The sequence below is a fragment of the Ruminiclostridium cellobioparum subsp. termitidis CT1112 genome (assembly GCF_000350485.1).
Classification (GTDB): Bacteria; Bacillota; Clostridia; order Acetivibrionales; family DSM-1351; genus Ruminiclostridium; species Ruminiclostridium termitidis.
Window position 1 is genome coordinate 14,699 of the sequence record NZ_AORV01000020.1, and the last position, 15,466, is coordinate 30,164.

General features: G+C 41.2%; 14 protein-coding genes and 1 pseudogene. All 15 read right to left on the minus strand.

The features are described 5' to 3' along the window. Window positions 1–58 precede the first annotated feature (58 nt). Window positions 59–1,924: a heavy metal translocating P-type ATPase gene (locus tag CTER_RS04150; RefSeq protein ID WP_004623867.1), complete on the minus strand. Its 1,866-nt coding sequence runs from the start codon at window positions 1,922–1,924 to the stop codon at window positions 59–61. Between the two features lie 10 nt (window positions 1,925–1,934). Next, window positions 1,935–2,210 carry a metal-sensing transcriptional repressor gene (locus CTER_RS04155; protein ID WP_004623898.1) on the minus strand — a complete coding sequence of 92 codons (276 nt, stop codon included), beginning with the start codon at window positions 2,208–2,210 and terminating at the stop codon, window positions 1,935–1,937. A gap of 253 nt (window positions 2,211–2,463) precedes the next feature. Beyond that, window positions 2,464–2,998: pseudogene (gene rbr, locus CTER_RS04160) on the minus strand (rubrerythrin). A 132-nt stretch (window positions 2,999–3,130) separates the two neighbouring features. Beyond that, a complete protein-coding gene (locus CTER_RS04165; RefSeq protein WP_004623912.1) occupies window positions 3,131–3,493 on the minus strand; it encodes a Fur family transcriptional regulator in 363 nt (120 codons plus the stop codon). A 215-nt stretch (window positions 3,494–3,708) separates the two neighbouring features. Next, window positions 3,709–4,350 carry an MBL fold metallo-hydrolase gene (locus CTER_RS04170; protein WP_004623954.1) on the minus strand — a complete coding sequence of 214 codons (642 nt, stop codon included), beginning with the start codon at window positions 4,348–4,350 and terminating at the stop codon, window positions 3,709–3,711. A 7-nt stretch (window positions 4,351–4,357) separates the two neighbouring features. Next, on the minus strand, window positions 4,358–4,978 hold the full coding sequence (locus CTER_RS04175) for a class I SAM-dependent methyltransferase (protein ID WP_004623884.1): 621 nt from the start codon (window positions 4,976–4,978) through the stop codon (window positions 4,358–4,360). A gap of 21 nt (window positions 4,979–4,999) precedes the next feature. Next, window positions 5,000–5,440 carry a MarR family winged helix-turn-helix transcriptional regulator gene (locus tag CTER_RS04180; protein ID WP_004623892.1) on the minus strand — a complete coding sequence of 147 codons (441 nt, stop codon included), beginning with the start codon at window positions 5,438–5,440 and terminating at the stop codon, window positions 5,000–5,002. 171 nt (window positions 5,441–5,611) lie between these two features. Beyond that, window positions 5,612–7,309, minus strand: coding sequence for a S8 family serine peptidase (locus CTER_RS04185; protein WP_004623886.1), 1,698 nt, complete (start codon window positions 7,307–7,309; stop codon window positions 5,612–5,614). Between the two features lie 475 nt (window positions 7,310–7,784). Then, window positions 7,785–8,972 carry an MFS transporter gene (locus CTER_RS04190; protein ID WP_004623875.1) on the minus strand — a complete coding sequence of 396 codons (1,188 nt, stop codon included), beginning with the start codon at window positions 8,970–8,972 and terminating at the stop codon, window positions 7,785–7,787. Window positions 8,973–9,022: 50 nt separating this feature from the next. Continuing rightward, complete coding sequence (locus CTER_RS04195; RefSeq protein WP_004623915.1) at window positions 9,023–9,442, minus strand: helix-turn-helix domain-containing protein; 420 nt, start codon at window positions 9,440–9,442, stop codon at window positions 9,023–9,025. A gap of 180 nt (window positions 9,443–9,622) precedes the next feature. Beyond that, window positions 9,623–11,422 (minus strand): ASKHA domain-containing protein, encoded by a 1,800-nt coding sequence (locus tag CTER_RS04200; RefSeq protein ID WP_004623885.1) that lies wholly within the window; start codon window positions 11,420–11,422, stop codon window positions 9,623–9,625. A gap of 78 nt (window positions 11,423–11,500) precedes the next feature. Next, on the minus strand, window positions 11,501–12,238 hold the full coding sequence (locus tag CTER_RS04205; RefSeq protein ID WP_004623951.1) for a DUF1638 domain-containing protein: 738 nt from the start codon (window positions 12,236–12,238) through the stop codon (window positions 11,501–11,503). A 236-nt stretch (window positions 12,239–12,474) separates the two neighbouring features. After that, on the minus strand, window positions 12,475–13,374 hold the full coding sequence (locus CTER_RS04210) for an SDR family oxidoreductase (RefSeq protein WP_004623927.1): 900 nt from the start codon (window positions 13,372–13,374) through the stop codon (window positions 12,475–12,477). Window positions 13,375–13,608: 234 nt separating this feature from the next. Next, window positions 13,609–14,772, minus strand: a complete 1,164-nt coding sequence (locus tag CTER_RS04215) for an ABC transporter permease (RefSeq protein WP_004623888.1) — start codon at window positions 14,770–14,772, stop codon at window positions 13,609–13,611. A 5-nt stretch (window positions 14,773–14,777) separates the two neighbouring features. After that, a complete protein-coding gene (locus CTER_RS04220) occupies window positions 14,778–15,449 on the minus strand; it encodes an ABC transporter ATP-binding protein (protein WP_004623872.1) in 672 nt (223 codons plus the stop codon). Between the last annotated feature and the right edge of the window lie 17 nt (window positions 15,450–15,466).

Consider the following 15,466-nt stretch of genomic DNA (forward strand, 5'->3'; position numbering starts at 1 on the left):
AGCAACCTGAAACAGGATGTTGAGTGTTTTGAGACATACCTTCATTTTTATATCAGGCTTATATATCTTTTAGTTTCAGGAGAACTGCCGAATTGAGAATAACGGCTACCGAACCGGCATTATGTACCAACGCACCGACAACGGGGTTAAGAATTCCGGTTATTGCAAGTATTACCGCAATAAAATTCAAACCCATGGAAAATGCCACATTCAATTTAATAGTTTTCATAGTCTTTTTCGATAATTTCAGCAGGTAAGGTATTCTCTGTATATCATCGCTTACCAGAGCAACATCGGCTGCCTCGACGGCAATGTCGCTTCCTATCCCTCCCATTGCCACTCCGACATAAGCTGTTTTTAGTGCCGGGGCATCATTTACTCCGTCACCCACCATACACACATATTCATTTCTCTTTTGACAGCTGATGATAGCATTCATTTTATCTTCGGGCAATTGCTGTGATTTTACATCGTGTATTCCGGTAAGCTTTGCCATATGATTTGCAGCATGCGAATTATCTCCGGTGAGCAATAAGGTGTTTACACCCAAGGAATGTATCCGTTCAACCATATTGCGGGCGTCAGCTCTTAGTGTATCCGATAATGCGATAAAGCCGGCAGCTTCATTTTCAACACCTATATAGATAATTGTACAGCCATCGTTAACATAATCCTGTGTTGATTTTAGAATTTCACTTGATATGGAAACAGCTTTTTCTTCAAACAACTCCCTGTTGCCGGCAATAACATGCTTATTGTCCACAGTAGCACTTACCCCTCTGCCGGGCAGCAGCACAAAGTTCTGAGGTGCAGGCAGTTCAGCCTTGTTTTTGGCCTGGTTCAAAACTGCACGTCCGAGAGGATGTTCTGAGTATTTTTCCGATGAGGCGGCAATTTTTAAAAGTTCATCTTCTGTAATATTTTGAGAAAAACTTCTAACCGCCACCACTTCCGGCTTTCCATGTGTTATGGTTCCGGTTTTGTCAAAGGCAATACGTTTTATACCTGAGAGGCGTTCCAGTGCATCACCCGTCCGGATCAGAATACCAAACCTGGTGGCATTGCCAATTCCGGCCATGATGGCAGTGGGAGTTGCCAGTACCAGAGCACAGGGACAGAATACTACCAGGATCGTCACTGCCCGTATTATTTCTCCTGTCACAAGCCAGGTAATTATTGCGGAGGTCAGAGCAATTACTACGATCCATGTGGCCCATCTATCAGTTAATGTTACAATCGGAGCCTTATTTGCATCCGCCTGCTCAACCAGCCTGATCATACGCTGCAATGAGCTGTCTTCTCCTACCCTGGTGGCTTTCATTTCAAAGGTACCGAATTGATTGATTGTTCCGCTGGAGACATCATCACCAATGCCTTTGTCCACAGGAAGGCTTTCCCCTGTCATAACGGATTGATTGATGGAGGTTTGTCCCGAGATGATAATTCCATCCACCGCCACGGTTTCCCCTGCAAGTACTCTCAAGGTGTCGCCTGCCTTTACCTGTTCGGACGGAACAACAGATTCAATCCCGTCCCGTATGACCCGTGCTGTCCGCGGAGTAATTGCAATCAGCTTTTCTATACCTTCACGGGCTTTGCGGACAGTCCTGTCTTCCAATAAAGCTCCTATTGTCATGATAAATGCAACTTCACCGGCAGCAAAAATTTCACCTATAAAAACTGAAGCAATCAACGCCATGGCAACCAGCACATCGGCTTTAATATCCAGTTCATAAACCAACCCCAAAAAAGCTTCCTTGATAATTGGGAATCCGCAAAGAACAATAGCTATCCAGGCCAAGTCAACCGGAATACTGCTTGATCTCACATTCAGAAAACTTAAAATGAGAGCTATGCCTGAGATTACAATAAAAATAACCGTCCTATTTTCTTCCTCGGAAAACCACCCTTTTATTTTATTCATAATTTACCCCTTAACTCATCCTTGCGAAATGTTCAACTGCCTTTGCAAATTCAGCTATGGTTTTGTCGGCATCACCATGTTCAATTCCATCCTTGACACAGTGCTGCAGATGTCCCTCCAGAACAACCTGACCCACCTTGTGCAGCGCACCCTTTGCAGCACCGATTTGAATGAGGATGTCTTCACAGGGAACATCTTTCTCAATCATTTCACTTATTGCATTAAGCTGTCCTTGTATTTTTTTAATCCTTGTCTTAAGATTTGGAATATCCATACATGCACGCATTGAAATACCTCCCAAGAATATAAATAATATATACGTATACCCGTATGGGTATATTATATTGATTAATGTTCATATAGTCAAGTGTTCATATGAATATATGAATAATTGGATAAAAAAACAAATAGCCTGGTCATCCAAATGCCAGTTATTATTTGCATGCTCGGCTGGAAAACAGCAAAATAAAATCCCCAAAGTCATTTTGAAAGACTTTGGGGATTTTATCAGTAAATATTAAAATATTGTTATTGACGGCTTAGTAATTCTCTTTTCTCACTTCGAAAAAGCTTTGTGGATGTGCGCAAACAGGACAAACCTGGGGTGCTTTTTTGCCCATTACAAGATGACCGCAGTTCCTGCATTCCCACATGGTTTCTTCCGATTTTTCAAACACCTTCTGCATTTCTACATTCTTAAGGAGTGCACGGTATCTTTCTTCATGAGCCTTCTCAACTTTTGCAACCATTCTGAACTGAGCTGCAAGTGCGGTAAAACCTTCTGCCTCAGCATCCTTTGCAAAACCCTCATACATATCGGTCCATTCGTAGTTTTCTCCTTCTGCGGCATGAAGCAAATTAGCTGCAGTATCTCCAAGCTCACCCAGGGCTTTGAACCATAATTTTGCATGTTCCTTTTCATTGTTGGCAGTTGCTTCAAAAATAGCTGCTATCTGCTCGTAGCCCTCTTTTTTTGCAACCGATGCAAAATATGTATACTTGTTCCTTGCCTGTGATTCGCCCGCAAAAGCTGCAGCCAGTATTTTTTTCGGTTTTAGTTCCTTTGATGTTCATAATATACTCTCCTTATTTTTATTATTTAATTTAAGCTTCTTTTTGAGCTGTTTATTAGCATTAATAAATTTCCGCATACCTGCCAAATCTTAATTCAACCTACAGACGCGCAATTGCTCCTTCTACTTTAACCTATCCATTTTTGCATTTATCGCAGATGTATCTCAAATTTAATTCATAACTCAAAATTTCAATACCTGTCTGCTTTTCCATATATTCTTTCAGGTCAGAAACCGTTATGTCGGTTAGCTCCCCGCAATTCTGACAAATAAGATGTTCATGCGGATGCAGTGATTTGTCATATCTGTCGGGCGCATTCAGAATGCTTATGCGTCTTATTTCACCTGCTTCGGTCATAAGGCCCAGATTCCGGTAAACAGTGCCTACCGCTATGGATGGCTGCAGCTGCTTTGCCTTCATATATATCTCCTCGGCCTTCATATGTTCCTCCGAAGATTTGATAATATCTAAAATTAGCATTCTATGCTTTTTCAAACTACCACCTACTTTATTAAGAATAGGAATTATTCTTAATAAAGAATATAATATTTTTATTGTTTTGTCAAGACTTATTTAATAATTTTTTTATATACAATAAACTAAAATTTACCCGGTTTTATCTTACCGATATTCCGAGCAAGCTTTTCAACCGCAAAAGGTTTGCCGTGGGCGGGAAATATCCGGCGTACCTTATGTGAAATCAACTTTTCCTAGCTTCTGTAGTATTCACGTATATCCGTAACGAATATTACACAGTACTTCGTACCTGCAAATCTTAAAAAATTAGCCGCTGCATCCCCTACTATGCAGTCACCGTCTTCAAAGACTATTGAAATTGAATCAATGGTATGTCCCGGTGTCTCGATAATTTTTCCGGCCAAATTAAGCCCTATATCTACCAGCCGTGTCTCTCCCATGATTTTAATGTCATTGTCCCTGGCTTCATATGGTTTAAATTTAAGATTATCTTTCTTGTTGACAGATTTTTTTAATACCAGTGACAGGTACAGCTGTTTTAATCCGATTAAAAATTCTACCCTTTTGTTAAGCAGACCGCCCCCATGTGTCCGGTCATTTTCGCCCTTTAACAGAAGGCTTTCGGCCTGGTGGGACATGACTACGCGTATGCTGCCGTTTACTTCCAGAATCTTATGTAAAAGCCCGCAATGATCGTCGTGGTGGTGGGTCAGTATGATATGGCTTATTTCCTGCAGGCCCACAGCAGCCTCAGTCAACCTTTTGCGGAATAAATCCCAATCATATTCATAGCCGGTATCCACCATGACATAATTCCTTTGATTTTTTATGAGGAAACAATTTGTTACACTTAGCTTTATCTCTATTATCTCCATAAAATTTCTATCCTTTTTTTGCAACTGTTATAAACGCTCTATTGCCTATCCTTTGCCAATTCTCAAATTTTAAGCCGCATTTGTACATGAGCTTTTTCATTTCCCCCTGTGAATACATTTTTACATCTCCATCGTTGCTAAAAGGCATAAATATATTTAGCAGCTGTCTTAGTGGCGGCGGCATCCAGGCATCTGCTATCACAATTTTTCCGTTTGGAGTTAAAACCCTTTTCATTTCCTCAAGAACAGCTAAAGGATGGGGATAATGGTGAAATGAGTCGGTACAGATTATCATATCAAATGCGGCACTGTCCCAGGGCAAATGCTCCGAGTCACCGCTCCGCAGGTCGGCACTGTTTCCAATGCGCCTTCGGGCTATATCCAGCATTTTTTCCGAAAGATCTATTCCTGCAATATCCACACTTTTTCTCTTAATAACCTCCAAAAGAACATTGCCTGTACCGCAGCCTACATCCAAGACACTTTTGAAATCATACTTGTTCATTGTCTCAATAACACTTTCATATAGTTTTCTGGCATGTTGACCATAATAAGTAGAATCATAATGATCTGCCTGTTTATCAAAGGCAATTTTTGATTTTTCCTTGCTTGTTATTGATTTATTCATATATTGCTCCCCCTGACCTGATTATTTAATACCTTCTGCAATCTTTTTCATAAGGCTTAGAAATAACTCGACCTCTTCATCACTTTCCAGGGTGCCCAGTATTTTATTCCACGTTATCTGCTCTGCCTTTTCATGTTCCTGATATAATTTCCTTCCTTCGTCGGTTAAAATCAGTCCAAAGGAACGCCTGTCTCTTTTGCTTATGGAACGCATAAGCAAATTGCGATTTTCCAAACGGTCGACAGCATTGGTCAACGTGCTGGCAGGAACCTGGAGCTGTTCACCTATTTCCTTTAAAATTACATCCGGACTTTCACCCACAATGCCAAGAATGCTTATCTCAATGCTGGTAACCCCTTGGAAGTATGTAGAATTAATTTCGACATTAAAATTGTTCATTCGTTTGTAAAAAAGATGCATCAAACTGTCAAGCATTTTAATGTGTTCTTTTTTTATTTCCATAATATCATATTACCTCCATCACATATTACCATATCGTAATATCTATATTACTATGTTATTCCATTAATGAATATTTGTAAATACGTTTTTCCTTTTTTCTAAAATTCCTGGAGCAGCAAAAAACCCGTCTTTTCAAACGGGCTTTTTGCGTACGGCAATCATATGGAGCTGTTACTGGTTGGTTGTCTGAGTGACAGCGGATGCACCTGAGCTCACATCAATGGAGTAGGAACCGCTTCCTCTGTAGGAAAGTATTCTGATCTTGTATGTTCCTGCCGTAGTCGGAGTATATTTGATAGTTTCCTGTCTGGTTGCTCCTTCGGAACTTGCTACCTGTGTACCGCTGGGATTGTACAGGAATATATCGAAATCCTGGGAAGATGTCCAGTCAGGTTGTATTAATGTAATAGCTACCGGATACTTTGTGTCGGGTATGGCAATTGTAAATTCATCATATTTATTTGTACCTGCAAGAGAATCAGCTTTATACAGGTGTATAGGAACCTCTATTCCGGTACCTGTAAAGCCGCCTGCTGCCTTAATAGCTGCATAGCTGTCCAGTCTGCCATAGCCGTAATCCAAATCCTGTCCTGCCGTTCCCCAGTCCTGTGCCGTGCCTGTTATATAGGCTACAACCTGAGCGGGTGTCAGATCAGGGTTGGCATCAAGAATTAATGCCACTGTACCGGAGGTGAATGGTGTGGCCATGCTTGTCCCGCTGTATGCCACATACTGATTTGTTGAATTGGCCTTTGCCGAAGTGATATTGACACCCGGAGCACTTATATCGGGTTTAAGTCTGCCGTCTGCGGTAAGCCCTCTGCTTGAGAAATCAGCCAGGAAAAACCCTTTCTCCCCCAAATCTCCGAATGCTGCAACTGTCAATGCCTTTGATGCCGCTCCCGGAGAACCGATGGTGGCCTTTCTCGGTCCGGAATTTCCAGCTGCGACTACAGGTACGATTCCTGCATTAAAGGCATTGTTAATTGCCAGGGATGTGGAATCGGTACCGTCGGAGCTTCCCGATGTCCCGAGACTTAAACTTATAATCCTTATGTTATATGTAGCTTTATTGGCTACAGCCCAATCGATAGCTGCCGTAACATTGCTCATGGTTCCGCTTCCGCCTGAGTCAAGGACCTTCAGTCCAATAAGAGCAGCACCCGGAGCCACGCCCTTGTAATTGGCATTGCCGTCACCGGTGCCTGCAACTGTGGCCGCAACATGGCTTCCATGGCCATTATCGTCATAGGGGGTTGTTTTATTTCCGACCCAGTCCTTCCATGCTATAACCTTACCGCCATCCAGGTCTACATGGTTTCCATCAATACCTGTGTCGATGACTGCAACTACAATGTCATTCTTTGTATACGTTGTCGGAGCACCGTCATGATCTCCGTCTATGCCTGCAAAGTCTGCTCTTGCCTTGCTGACGCCAAACCAGTTGGAGGCTGTATCAATTGTGGCATGTACCTCTTCATCATATTCCACCTGCTTGACCAGGTCGGACTTTTCCAGCTTGCTGATTTGATTTTTGGTCAGGTTTAATGCAGCTCCGGGTATAATTTCAAATTTGTGTTTGATTTCCGGATTTCCAAGCAGCTTTTCTATAGATGCGAATTCATCATCAGTGAGTTTTTTATTGAATACGACTGTAACAGGAACTTCATCACTGTCTTTTGCTTCGTTAATCTTCTTTTCCAGATTTACGAACAGTTTGCTGTTTGGACTTTTTGTGATTTCATAGGTTGGTTTCTCAACCTGGAAAACCTCTGTTGAAGGTTTGGCAAATACCAATGATTGTGTCCCTATTAATATAATTGTAAGTGAAAAAACAATAAAGGATTTTAAAATTCTGTTTTTCTTCATAGATATATCTCCTCTCGACTCTTATGTCTGGTTTTTTAAGTAATTTAACAAACTGTGAATTTAAAACTACAGTTTGGATACGTTTGGAGACCTGATTTTATTCATAGTTTCACCCGCCTTTTTTTATCAGCATGCCAAAAGACACGCTGCCAATAATGCAATAATCCAATACATACTTGCATTTTTTGCATCATATATAAAAACAGGATGGTGTTTTGCCGGAATTCATTACTGACGAATAAGCTTATTCAGACCTGTCGGATAACTGCGTCCAAAAGATCTTTCCTTTGAAAACTCTACACAGCATTGTGTAAAGGATAGTCGTACCCAATTGAGTTTGACTGAGAGAGAAAATGAATGAGCATGCTTTATTATTCATTTTTAATAATATAACATATATGTAAATATATGTCAATAGTAAAAAGTAAATTAATGGGAAAAATTGATATGAAACAAAGATAACGTAAATAAAATGTTATTTGGAAAGAGCAGGTTTCTTATTTAATACGAAAAAAACAGCTATGCTCGCAAACAAGGCCAGACATCCGCCCAGGACAAATGGGGCGGCCTGACCTGCGGCATCCCACAAAAAACCCGCGATGAGAGAAGCCGGTAACAGCCCTATCCCCACAATTGCGGAATGAAGTCCCAATGCGCTGCCTTTCAAGTGCGGAGGGGTGATTTCTGCAATCAACGCTCTTTCTCCCCCCGCAGTGAGCGCCGTATACACGCCATATATGGCAAATAGTCCCCAAAAGGCAAAATTCGAATTTGATAAACCGATTCCAAGATATACCGCTGCATAAAAGAAATATCCCGCACACAAGGTATATTTGCGCCCGATTTTATCCGACAGCTTTCCAACAGGATATGATAAAAGTGACGCAATAAGATTATATAGAAAATACAAAAGAATGGCCTCACGTTCAGAAAATCCGGCGTTATAAGCTCTGAGCAGGATGAAGGAGTTTGATGAATTTCCAAGGGTAAATATGAAAATAATGACTAAAAACATCTTTAATCTTTTATCCAGTGATCTCCATTTAAAATCCAGTTTTTTAACTTCCGTTGCTTTTTTGCCGTTTCTGACAAAAAGCACACATAAGGGTCCTATCAGAGCCGGAACTATTGAAATAATAAAAATATTGCGGAAGTTACTTTCATCAGCAGATACCATCAAGAAAAATGCAAGCAGTATACCGACAGAAGCTCCTAACATATCAAAAGCCTTATGTAATCCGTATGCTTTGCCAAAGTTGCTGTTTTCGGCAGACTCGGCAATCAGCGCATCCCTGGGTGCTGTCCGTATTCCTTTTCCAAAGCGGTCTATAATGCGTGCAATAAAAATCCCACCCCATGAGGCAGACATCAAAATAATGAATTTGTTGAAAAAAGAGGCCAAGTAACCCATAAAGGCTAATTGCTTTTTGTTATTGTACTTATCGGCAATCATACCCGAAAACAATTTCAATATGCTGGCCAGGCTTTCAGCAATACCCTCAATCACACCAATAATGGCAGGTGACGCACCCAGAACAGTACTTAAATACAATGGTAGAATCGGATAAACCATTTCGGTGCTTATATCTGTAAAAAAACTGACCAGGCCCAACAAAACAATATTTGATATAAAAAGCTTTTTCTGTGCCTTCTTCCGGGACATAATACTCACCCATTCTTCATTTACTATTTTTTATCTACTATTTTCATATGCTATTTTTCATCAAACCAAAAAATTTTGAAGGTCAATTTTTCAAGACCGCGCTGACGCTTATAGCTTACCCGTAAGTTTGCATCAGCAGGCAAAAAAATATCTTCCTCCAACTCAGGCAATAATTCACGTATATTTGTGCCATTGTCTTTCAGTTTCTCTATTGCCTGTCCTATCTGTGATAAAACTTCCGGAACTCGGGCTTTTGTGTCGGTTGCTACTCTAAATAGTTCCATCTGGTTTAAATAGTCAGTTGAAACGCCGGTGCCCAACCAGTCCAGTAATGCGCTTTTGCTGAATCTCCATTCACGGCCTATCTTTCTTGCCGGAATCCGTTCTTCCCGCAGCAACTTAATCATGGTTCGTTCGCTAACACCGAAGAGCTCCATTGCCTGTTCAAGATTTAGAATGTCATTTTCCATAAGCATCCTCCTTTACTATCACTTTTTTATTATTACACATAAGTGATGTTTAATCAACTTATAATATGAATATAACACTACTTTAACTGCAACATGCAAAAAAAAAGACATGCCGTATTTTTATGGCTTGCCTTTTTTATAAAAATTTTTTGTGTGAAATTGTAAAATGAGTATAAAAATTTATTCAAACATCATACAGTCAACATAGCAGTCATTAAACTCCTTTGAAGCCGAAAGTTCTATATACCGTATCTTTTTGCTGATAATTACCGCGTCTGAAAGGCTTTCCGACGATAATAAAGCTTCAATTGCACCCTGTCCGGCGGCATTTCCAACCGATTGTATTTTCCCCTGCAGTTCTGCCGGAATAAGCCCTATTCGAATTGCACTGCCGATATTTAAATAAGTACCGAAACCGCCGGCGAGATAGACATTTTTAATATCCTCGAAGCTGATGCCCGCTTGCCCTACCAGTATATGAATTCCGGCAGCAATCGCCGCCTTTGCGTTTTGAAGCTCACGTATATCCTTTTGCGAAATTGCGATATCCCCCTCAAGCACAAAAACATTCATACCCTCAATTGTCATTATGTTTTCAGCCAAACCTGCCAGCTGTTCCGAATCCGGTTCCCACCCGGTATCCAGCCTCCCTGTTTCATCTATTATGCCTGCTTTCAGCAATTGGGCAACGCCGTCAACTATACCGGTACCACAAATTCCAACAGGCCTGGCATTCCCGATTGTGGTGTACCTTACCCCCGCTTCAAGTGTAATGCTGTTAATTGCCCCGCTTACACTGCCCATGCCATTTCTGATATTGGCTCCTTCAAATGCAGGACCTGCAGCCGAAGAACAGGCGTAAAGTCCGTCCCTGTTTCCAAGCACTATTTCTCCGTTTGTACCTATATCAATCATAAGAGACATCTCCGCCTGCCGGTACATTCCGGTTGAAAGCACAGCTCCTACGGTATCCGCACCAATGTAGGCCGAAACCGAAGGAAGTATGCACGCAATTCCAAATGGATTGATATCAAAATTCAATTCTTTTACATTTATTTTAAGAACTGAGGTTACGGCGGGTATGAACGGAGCGGCAGCAATATTTTTTGCCGGCACCTTGAGCAGAAAATGTATCATTGTGGTGTTCCCTGCAAAAGTTACCGCATACACCTCCTTGTTTGATATACCGGCTTCCTGGCACAACTCTTTTATACAGTCATTCAGTTTTCCGGTAATTAGTAAGTGCAGTTCCTCCAGCCCTTTATCATTATCGTTGGTATGCTGGATTCTTGAAATAACATCTGCGCCGAAGGTTTTTTGAGGATTCAGGAATGAATGTACTCCCACTCTTTTACTGCTGTTCATATCCAATAAATATACTGCTGCCGTGGTGGTCCCGATATCCACTGCCACACCATAGAGAGTTTTGGCCGTATTGCCTGCTTCAACCCCCAGCAGCCGGTTTCCGGATTTTATTAGTGTAATCATGTAATTATTCTGCCTGATCAGACCCGGAAGAACTCTTATGAGTTCCAGACTTGAACCGTCTGCATCCAAGCCGCCCAAAACCCGTTCAAAATCGGCGGTCTGATCTGACAAAGAGGGCTTTTCAAGCGTTCGGACCTCTTTTGTTACCAAGGGCGATAATGTTATCTGCCGCTGCCTGCCCTCAACTACTATTTGTGCCTGGGCCCCGGTATCCCGGAGGATTATTTCCATATCTGCTTCAACCTTACAGCCGCAGGAAAGCCTGTATCCCTCCTCCACGGCCTTAATTCCAAGTATTTTCATCTCATTTTGAGAGGCAGCGGGAAGCATTCCTGATGAAATTTTCACCTTGCATTTACCGCAGGTACCATTGCCATTGCATGCAGAATCAACTTCTATATTTGAGTTTCTAAGGAGTTCAAGTAAATTTTGACCGTTTTCTGCCGGTAATTCATATGACTTTTTATCTGTTTTAATTGTAACCTTTGGCATTTTTCCTCCAACTATTTTACTCGTATTTATTGTCCCTCCGCGGGCCTTCCGGTAAATACCTGTGACCTTGCACCGGCCTCATTTTATTATTTTGTCATCATAGGCCGGGCTTATGGATGAATTTGGCGGAACAACAAGCACTTCATCACTGTTAAACTCGCCGTTAATGATTCTTTCCATCAAAGAGGGACTGCCGGCAATCTCAATAAAATCCCACTTGAAAAAATCTGCCGATTTTTTTGTAAAGTCTCTATAATAGTCGTTATTATTGAAACAGTCCCAGGAAATAAACCCGGCACTTTTGTACTCTTTCATCCAGTTTTGTTCCATTTTAATTAGAAACTCTGCATTATCCTCACCATATCTCTCGGTATAATCCTTTAAAATAGCATTATATTTAATTTCGCCGGGCTGCCAGCCCCTTTCGATCCAGCCTGAAGAAAACCAGTAGATTCCGGGATATTTTTCAAAATAGCTTTTAAATTTTTCCTTAGAGCCAATAAATAAGGTTATGCAATCATGTGCTCTGGGTACCACAATGGGAATTTTACTGCTTGTAAGCCCCACTATCCCATTGCTGCATAAGCCATAGCCTAAAATAATGTAATCATAATGAGGACATGTATTGTAGTAATTATAAGGAAAGCCTTCATTGGCTCTGTCAATCTGAGCCTGAACCATTTCCCTCAGTCTGTCAGGAGTATCGTGCAGACCCTGATGTAAAAAGGTTATATCGACATAATGCTTCGACTTTGCGGCCAGGTATGAAATTTCTCTATTTAATACGTCACAGGCTATTACTTTTAGCTTTAACATATTGTTTTTCACCTTTAAGTTATTTATATATCTCAAATAATATCAAACTTTGACTTCATAGTGTAGGAATTATTTTTATAAAATTATATTTTAAGTATCACATATGATGCAAAAAAAGTACAATACAATCCGTGAACCTGACTATTATTTTCGGCAGAAGCGTTGTCCATCTTATTTCCAGCAGTGAAAAGCAAGCTATGGGTAGTTTATCCTCTTTCAGGAGTCCCGACTCCGTTTTACGTTTCGGTCATTACGCCACCGTTGACATGAAGTACCTGTCCCGTAACGAAGGAGGAATCCTCCGACGCCAGATAAACATAGGTCGGTGCAAGCTCAAAAGGCTGCCCGGCGCGTTTCATCGGCGTTTCCAAACCAAACGTTTTTACATATTCGGCAGAATAGCTGGATACAATGAGTGGGGTCCAAATCGGTCCCGGTGCCACAGCATTGACCCGGATACCCTTCCCAACCAATTGGAGCGATAATGAACGGGTGAACGATACAATGGCACCTTTTGTTGATGAATAATCGACCAGCAAAGGGGCACCTGCATAAGCTGTTACCGATGCTGTTGATATAATGGAGCTCCCCGGCTTGAGGCAAGGAAGAGCGGCCTTCGTCATGTAGAAATGCGGAAAAATGTTGGTTCTGTATGTATTTTCGAGTTGTTCGTCAGATATGTCCAATATGCTTTCCTGAGGAAACTGGACCCCCTGGTTCAATACAAGCACATCAAGCCTTCCATACATGGCCAGCGTCCTTGTTACCACTTCTTTGGAAAAAGCGGGCTGGCGCAGATCGCCTTCAATAAGCAGGCAGCTTCGCCCGTAGTCCTCCACCATCTTCCTGGTGGCTTCGGCATCTGTGCGTTCATATAAATAAACAATTGCCAAATCCGCCCCTTCTTTGGCAAAACCGATTGCTACGGCACGGCCAATACCGCTGTCACCTCCGGTAATGATGGCGACTTTCCCTGCCAGTTTTCCGCTGCCCTTGTATTCGGGATTGTCGGATATTGGAACCGGACTCATCAAATACTCTAAACCGGGCTGCGTATCCTGATGCTGAGGCGGAAAAGTGATGGGCACCTTTTTACATCGCGTCTCATAGCTATAATATGGATACATCGGGATCATGGTAAATCCTCCTTTTTAATTCTTATGACCTTGGAATGATCTCCTGTTCCGGAGCGGTCAAGGCCATTTTGAATTCTGAATTAGCTCTCATAAAGGCTAAAGTATTTTATGCAAACTTTTATTCTATTGTTACTTATTTATTTATGCTATTTTGAAAAGTGAATTTGACAGCAAAAAACATCTTATCCGCAAAATCAGCGGAAAAGATGTTTTTTATCAATACACGGCTAAATCTTAATCCTGTCTCAATGCAATTATCGGATTTAGGCGGGATGCCCTGTATGCTGGGAATATTCCAAATATTAATCCAACCAGTACAGCAAACCCAAAGGAAATACCTACTACATTAAATGAGTATGCAAAGTTAAATCCCAGAAGACCGGCCGATTTTCCCAGTCCCAGACCGGCCGCAATCCCGATAAACCCGCCCAGAAGGCTTAGTACAAGAGCTTCAATTAAAAATTGTATCAATATATTTCCTTTTGTTGCTCCTAGAGACTTTCTAATACCTATTTCCTTTGTTCGTTCAGTAACTGATACAAGCATTACATTCATTACACCAATACCGCCTACTATAAGAGAAATACTTGCAATTCCGCCCAGAAGCAGTGTCAATGTATTCTGAATTGATGACAAACTGTCCAGCATGGATTGCTGTGTGGATACCTCAATATCGTCACTTGAGGCATTCAAATTTGACTTAAGATAATTCTCTATGGATAGCTGTGCCAAACTCACATTATTCTCATCAGCAGCTTTTATATAAAGTGAGGTTATATCATCTGTCCCAGTAATGTATTTTGAAGTGGTTATGGGCATCAACACCATGTTATCTGCATTTGTGCCCATTGAAGAACCCTGGCTTTCCAGTTCACCGATTACTGTGTAATTGTCACCTGCTATTTTGATAGTTTTACCGACAGGACTTGAATATCCGAAAAATGTCTGGCTCAATTCAGACCCGATAACACATACTTTATTCTTATTATCCAGGTCTATAAAGGAAATTCCTCTGCCATAGGAAAGCTTGTAACTCCTTATTCCCAGATAATTTTCATCTACTCCCAGAACAGATACCATGCCTGCAGTCGTGGTTCCGCTGGAAACATTTCCGTTGACACTTGTATAAGGTGCCACGCTTTCAACACCGGAGAGCTTATTAATATCTCCAACCCTGTCATATTTAAGTTTATCCTCGGTATTAATTCTGACAGTAAGGACATTTGTACCCAGTGAGGATACCTGCGATGTAACATTTTGGGTTGATCCGGTTCCTATACCTACAAGAACAATAACCGAAGATATGCCTATGATCAGTCCCAGCATTGTAAGAGCTGACCTTAATTTACTGCTCCTGATATTTTTAAAAGCCAGCTTGATTGTCCTAACAAACAACATATTTATCACCTCGTTTCATCTATAAGCTGTCCATCAACAATACTTACGCTTCTCTTCACCTGTTTTGCGATTTTGGGATCATGTGTTATGAGCACAATTGTCTGTCCGCGCCCATTCAGCTCATTTAATATTCCCATTATTTCCAATCCGGTTTTCTGATCCAACGCTCCGGTCGGCTCATCGGCAAGTATTATCTGAGGTTCACAGGCCAGAGCCCTGGCAATTGCAACACGCTGCTGCTGTCCTCCTGAAAGTTCCTTGGGAGTATGCTTCTCTCTTCCCTTCAACCCTACCTTATCAAGATAGTTATATGCTATTTCCTTTGATTGCTTCGCCGAGAGACCCCTGTACATTAAAGGCACTTCTACATTTTCAACTGCATTTAATTTAGATAAAAGGTTGAAATTCTGAAAAACAAAGCCTATTTTCTTATTTCTGATATGTGCCAGCTCTAAATCATTTGAATTATTTATATCTATTCCATCAAGAAAATAATCACCGTCATCGGGTACATCCAGACAGCCTAATATATTCATTAATGTTGATTTTCCAGAACCCGAAGGCCCCACTATTGAAACGAATTCGCCTTTATCCATATTAAACGTTACCTTATTCAATGCCTTCACTTCTGTATCACCCATCTGGTAAGTTTTAGTTATTTCCTTCATTTTAATCATTCATGTTCACTCCTTAA

Bases quoted from the DNA above. Each gene is read 5' to 3' on its own strand.
- CTER_RS04185 (WP_004623886.1), bottom strand. From the start codon at position 7,309: ATGAAGAAAAACAGAATTTTAAAATCCTTTATTGTTTTTTCACTTACA.
- CTER_RS04195 (WP_004623915.1), bottom strand. From the start codon at position 9,442: ATGGAAAATGACATTCTAAATCTTGAACAGGCAATGGAGCTCTTCGGT.
- CTER_RS04210 (WP_004623927.1), bottom strand. From the start codon at position 13,374: ATGATCCCGATGTATCCATATTATAGCTATGAGACGCGATGTAAAAAG.
- CTER_RS04190 (WP_004623875.1), bottom strand. From the start codon at position 8,972: ATGTCCCGGAAGAAGGCACAGAAAAAGCTTTTTATATCAAATATTGTT.
- CTER_RS04215 (WP_004623888.1), bottom strand. From the start codon at position 14,772: ATGTTGTTTGTTAGGACAATCAAGCTGGCTTTTAAAAATATCAGGAGC.
- CTER_RS04200 (WP_004623885.1), bottom strand. From the start codon at position 11,422: ATGCCAAAGGTTACAATTAAAACAGATAAAAAGTCATATGAATTACCG.
- CTER_RS04180 (WP_004623892.1), bottom strand. From the start codon at position 5,440: ATGGAAATAAAAAAAGAACACATTAAAATGCTTGACAGTTTGATGCAT.
- CTER_RS04220 (WP_004623872.1), bottom strand. From the start codon at position 15,449: ATGATTAAAATGAAGGAAATAACTAAAACTTACCAGATGGGTGATACA.
- CTER_RS04155 (WP_004623898.1), bottom strand. From the start codon at position 2,210: ATGCGTGCATGTATGGATATTCCAAATCTTAAGACAAGGATTAAAAAA.
- CTER_RS04205 (WP_004623951.1), bottom strand. From the start codon at position 12,238: ATGTTAAAGCTAAAAGTAATAGCCTGTGACGTATTAAATAGAGAAATT.
- CTER_RS04170 (WP_004623954.1), bottom strand. From the start codon at position 4,350: ATGGAGATAATAGAGATAAAGCTAAGTGTAACAAATTGTTTCCTCATA.
- CTER_RS04150 (WP_004623867.1), bottom strand. From the start codon at position 1,924: ATGAATAAAATAAAAGGGTGGTTTTCCGAGGAAGAAAATAGGACGGTT.
- CTER_RS04175 (WP_004623884.1), bottom strand. From the start codon at position 4,978: ATGAATAAATCAATAACAAGCAAGGAAAAATCAAAAATTGCCTTTGAT.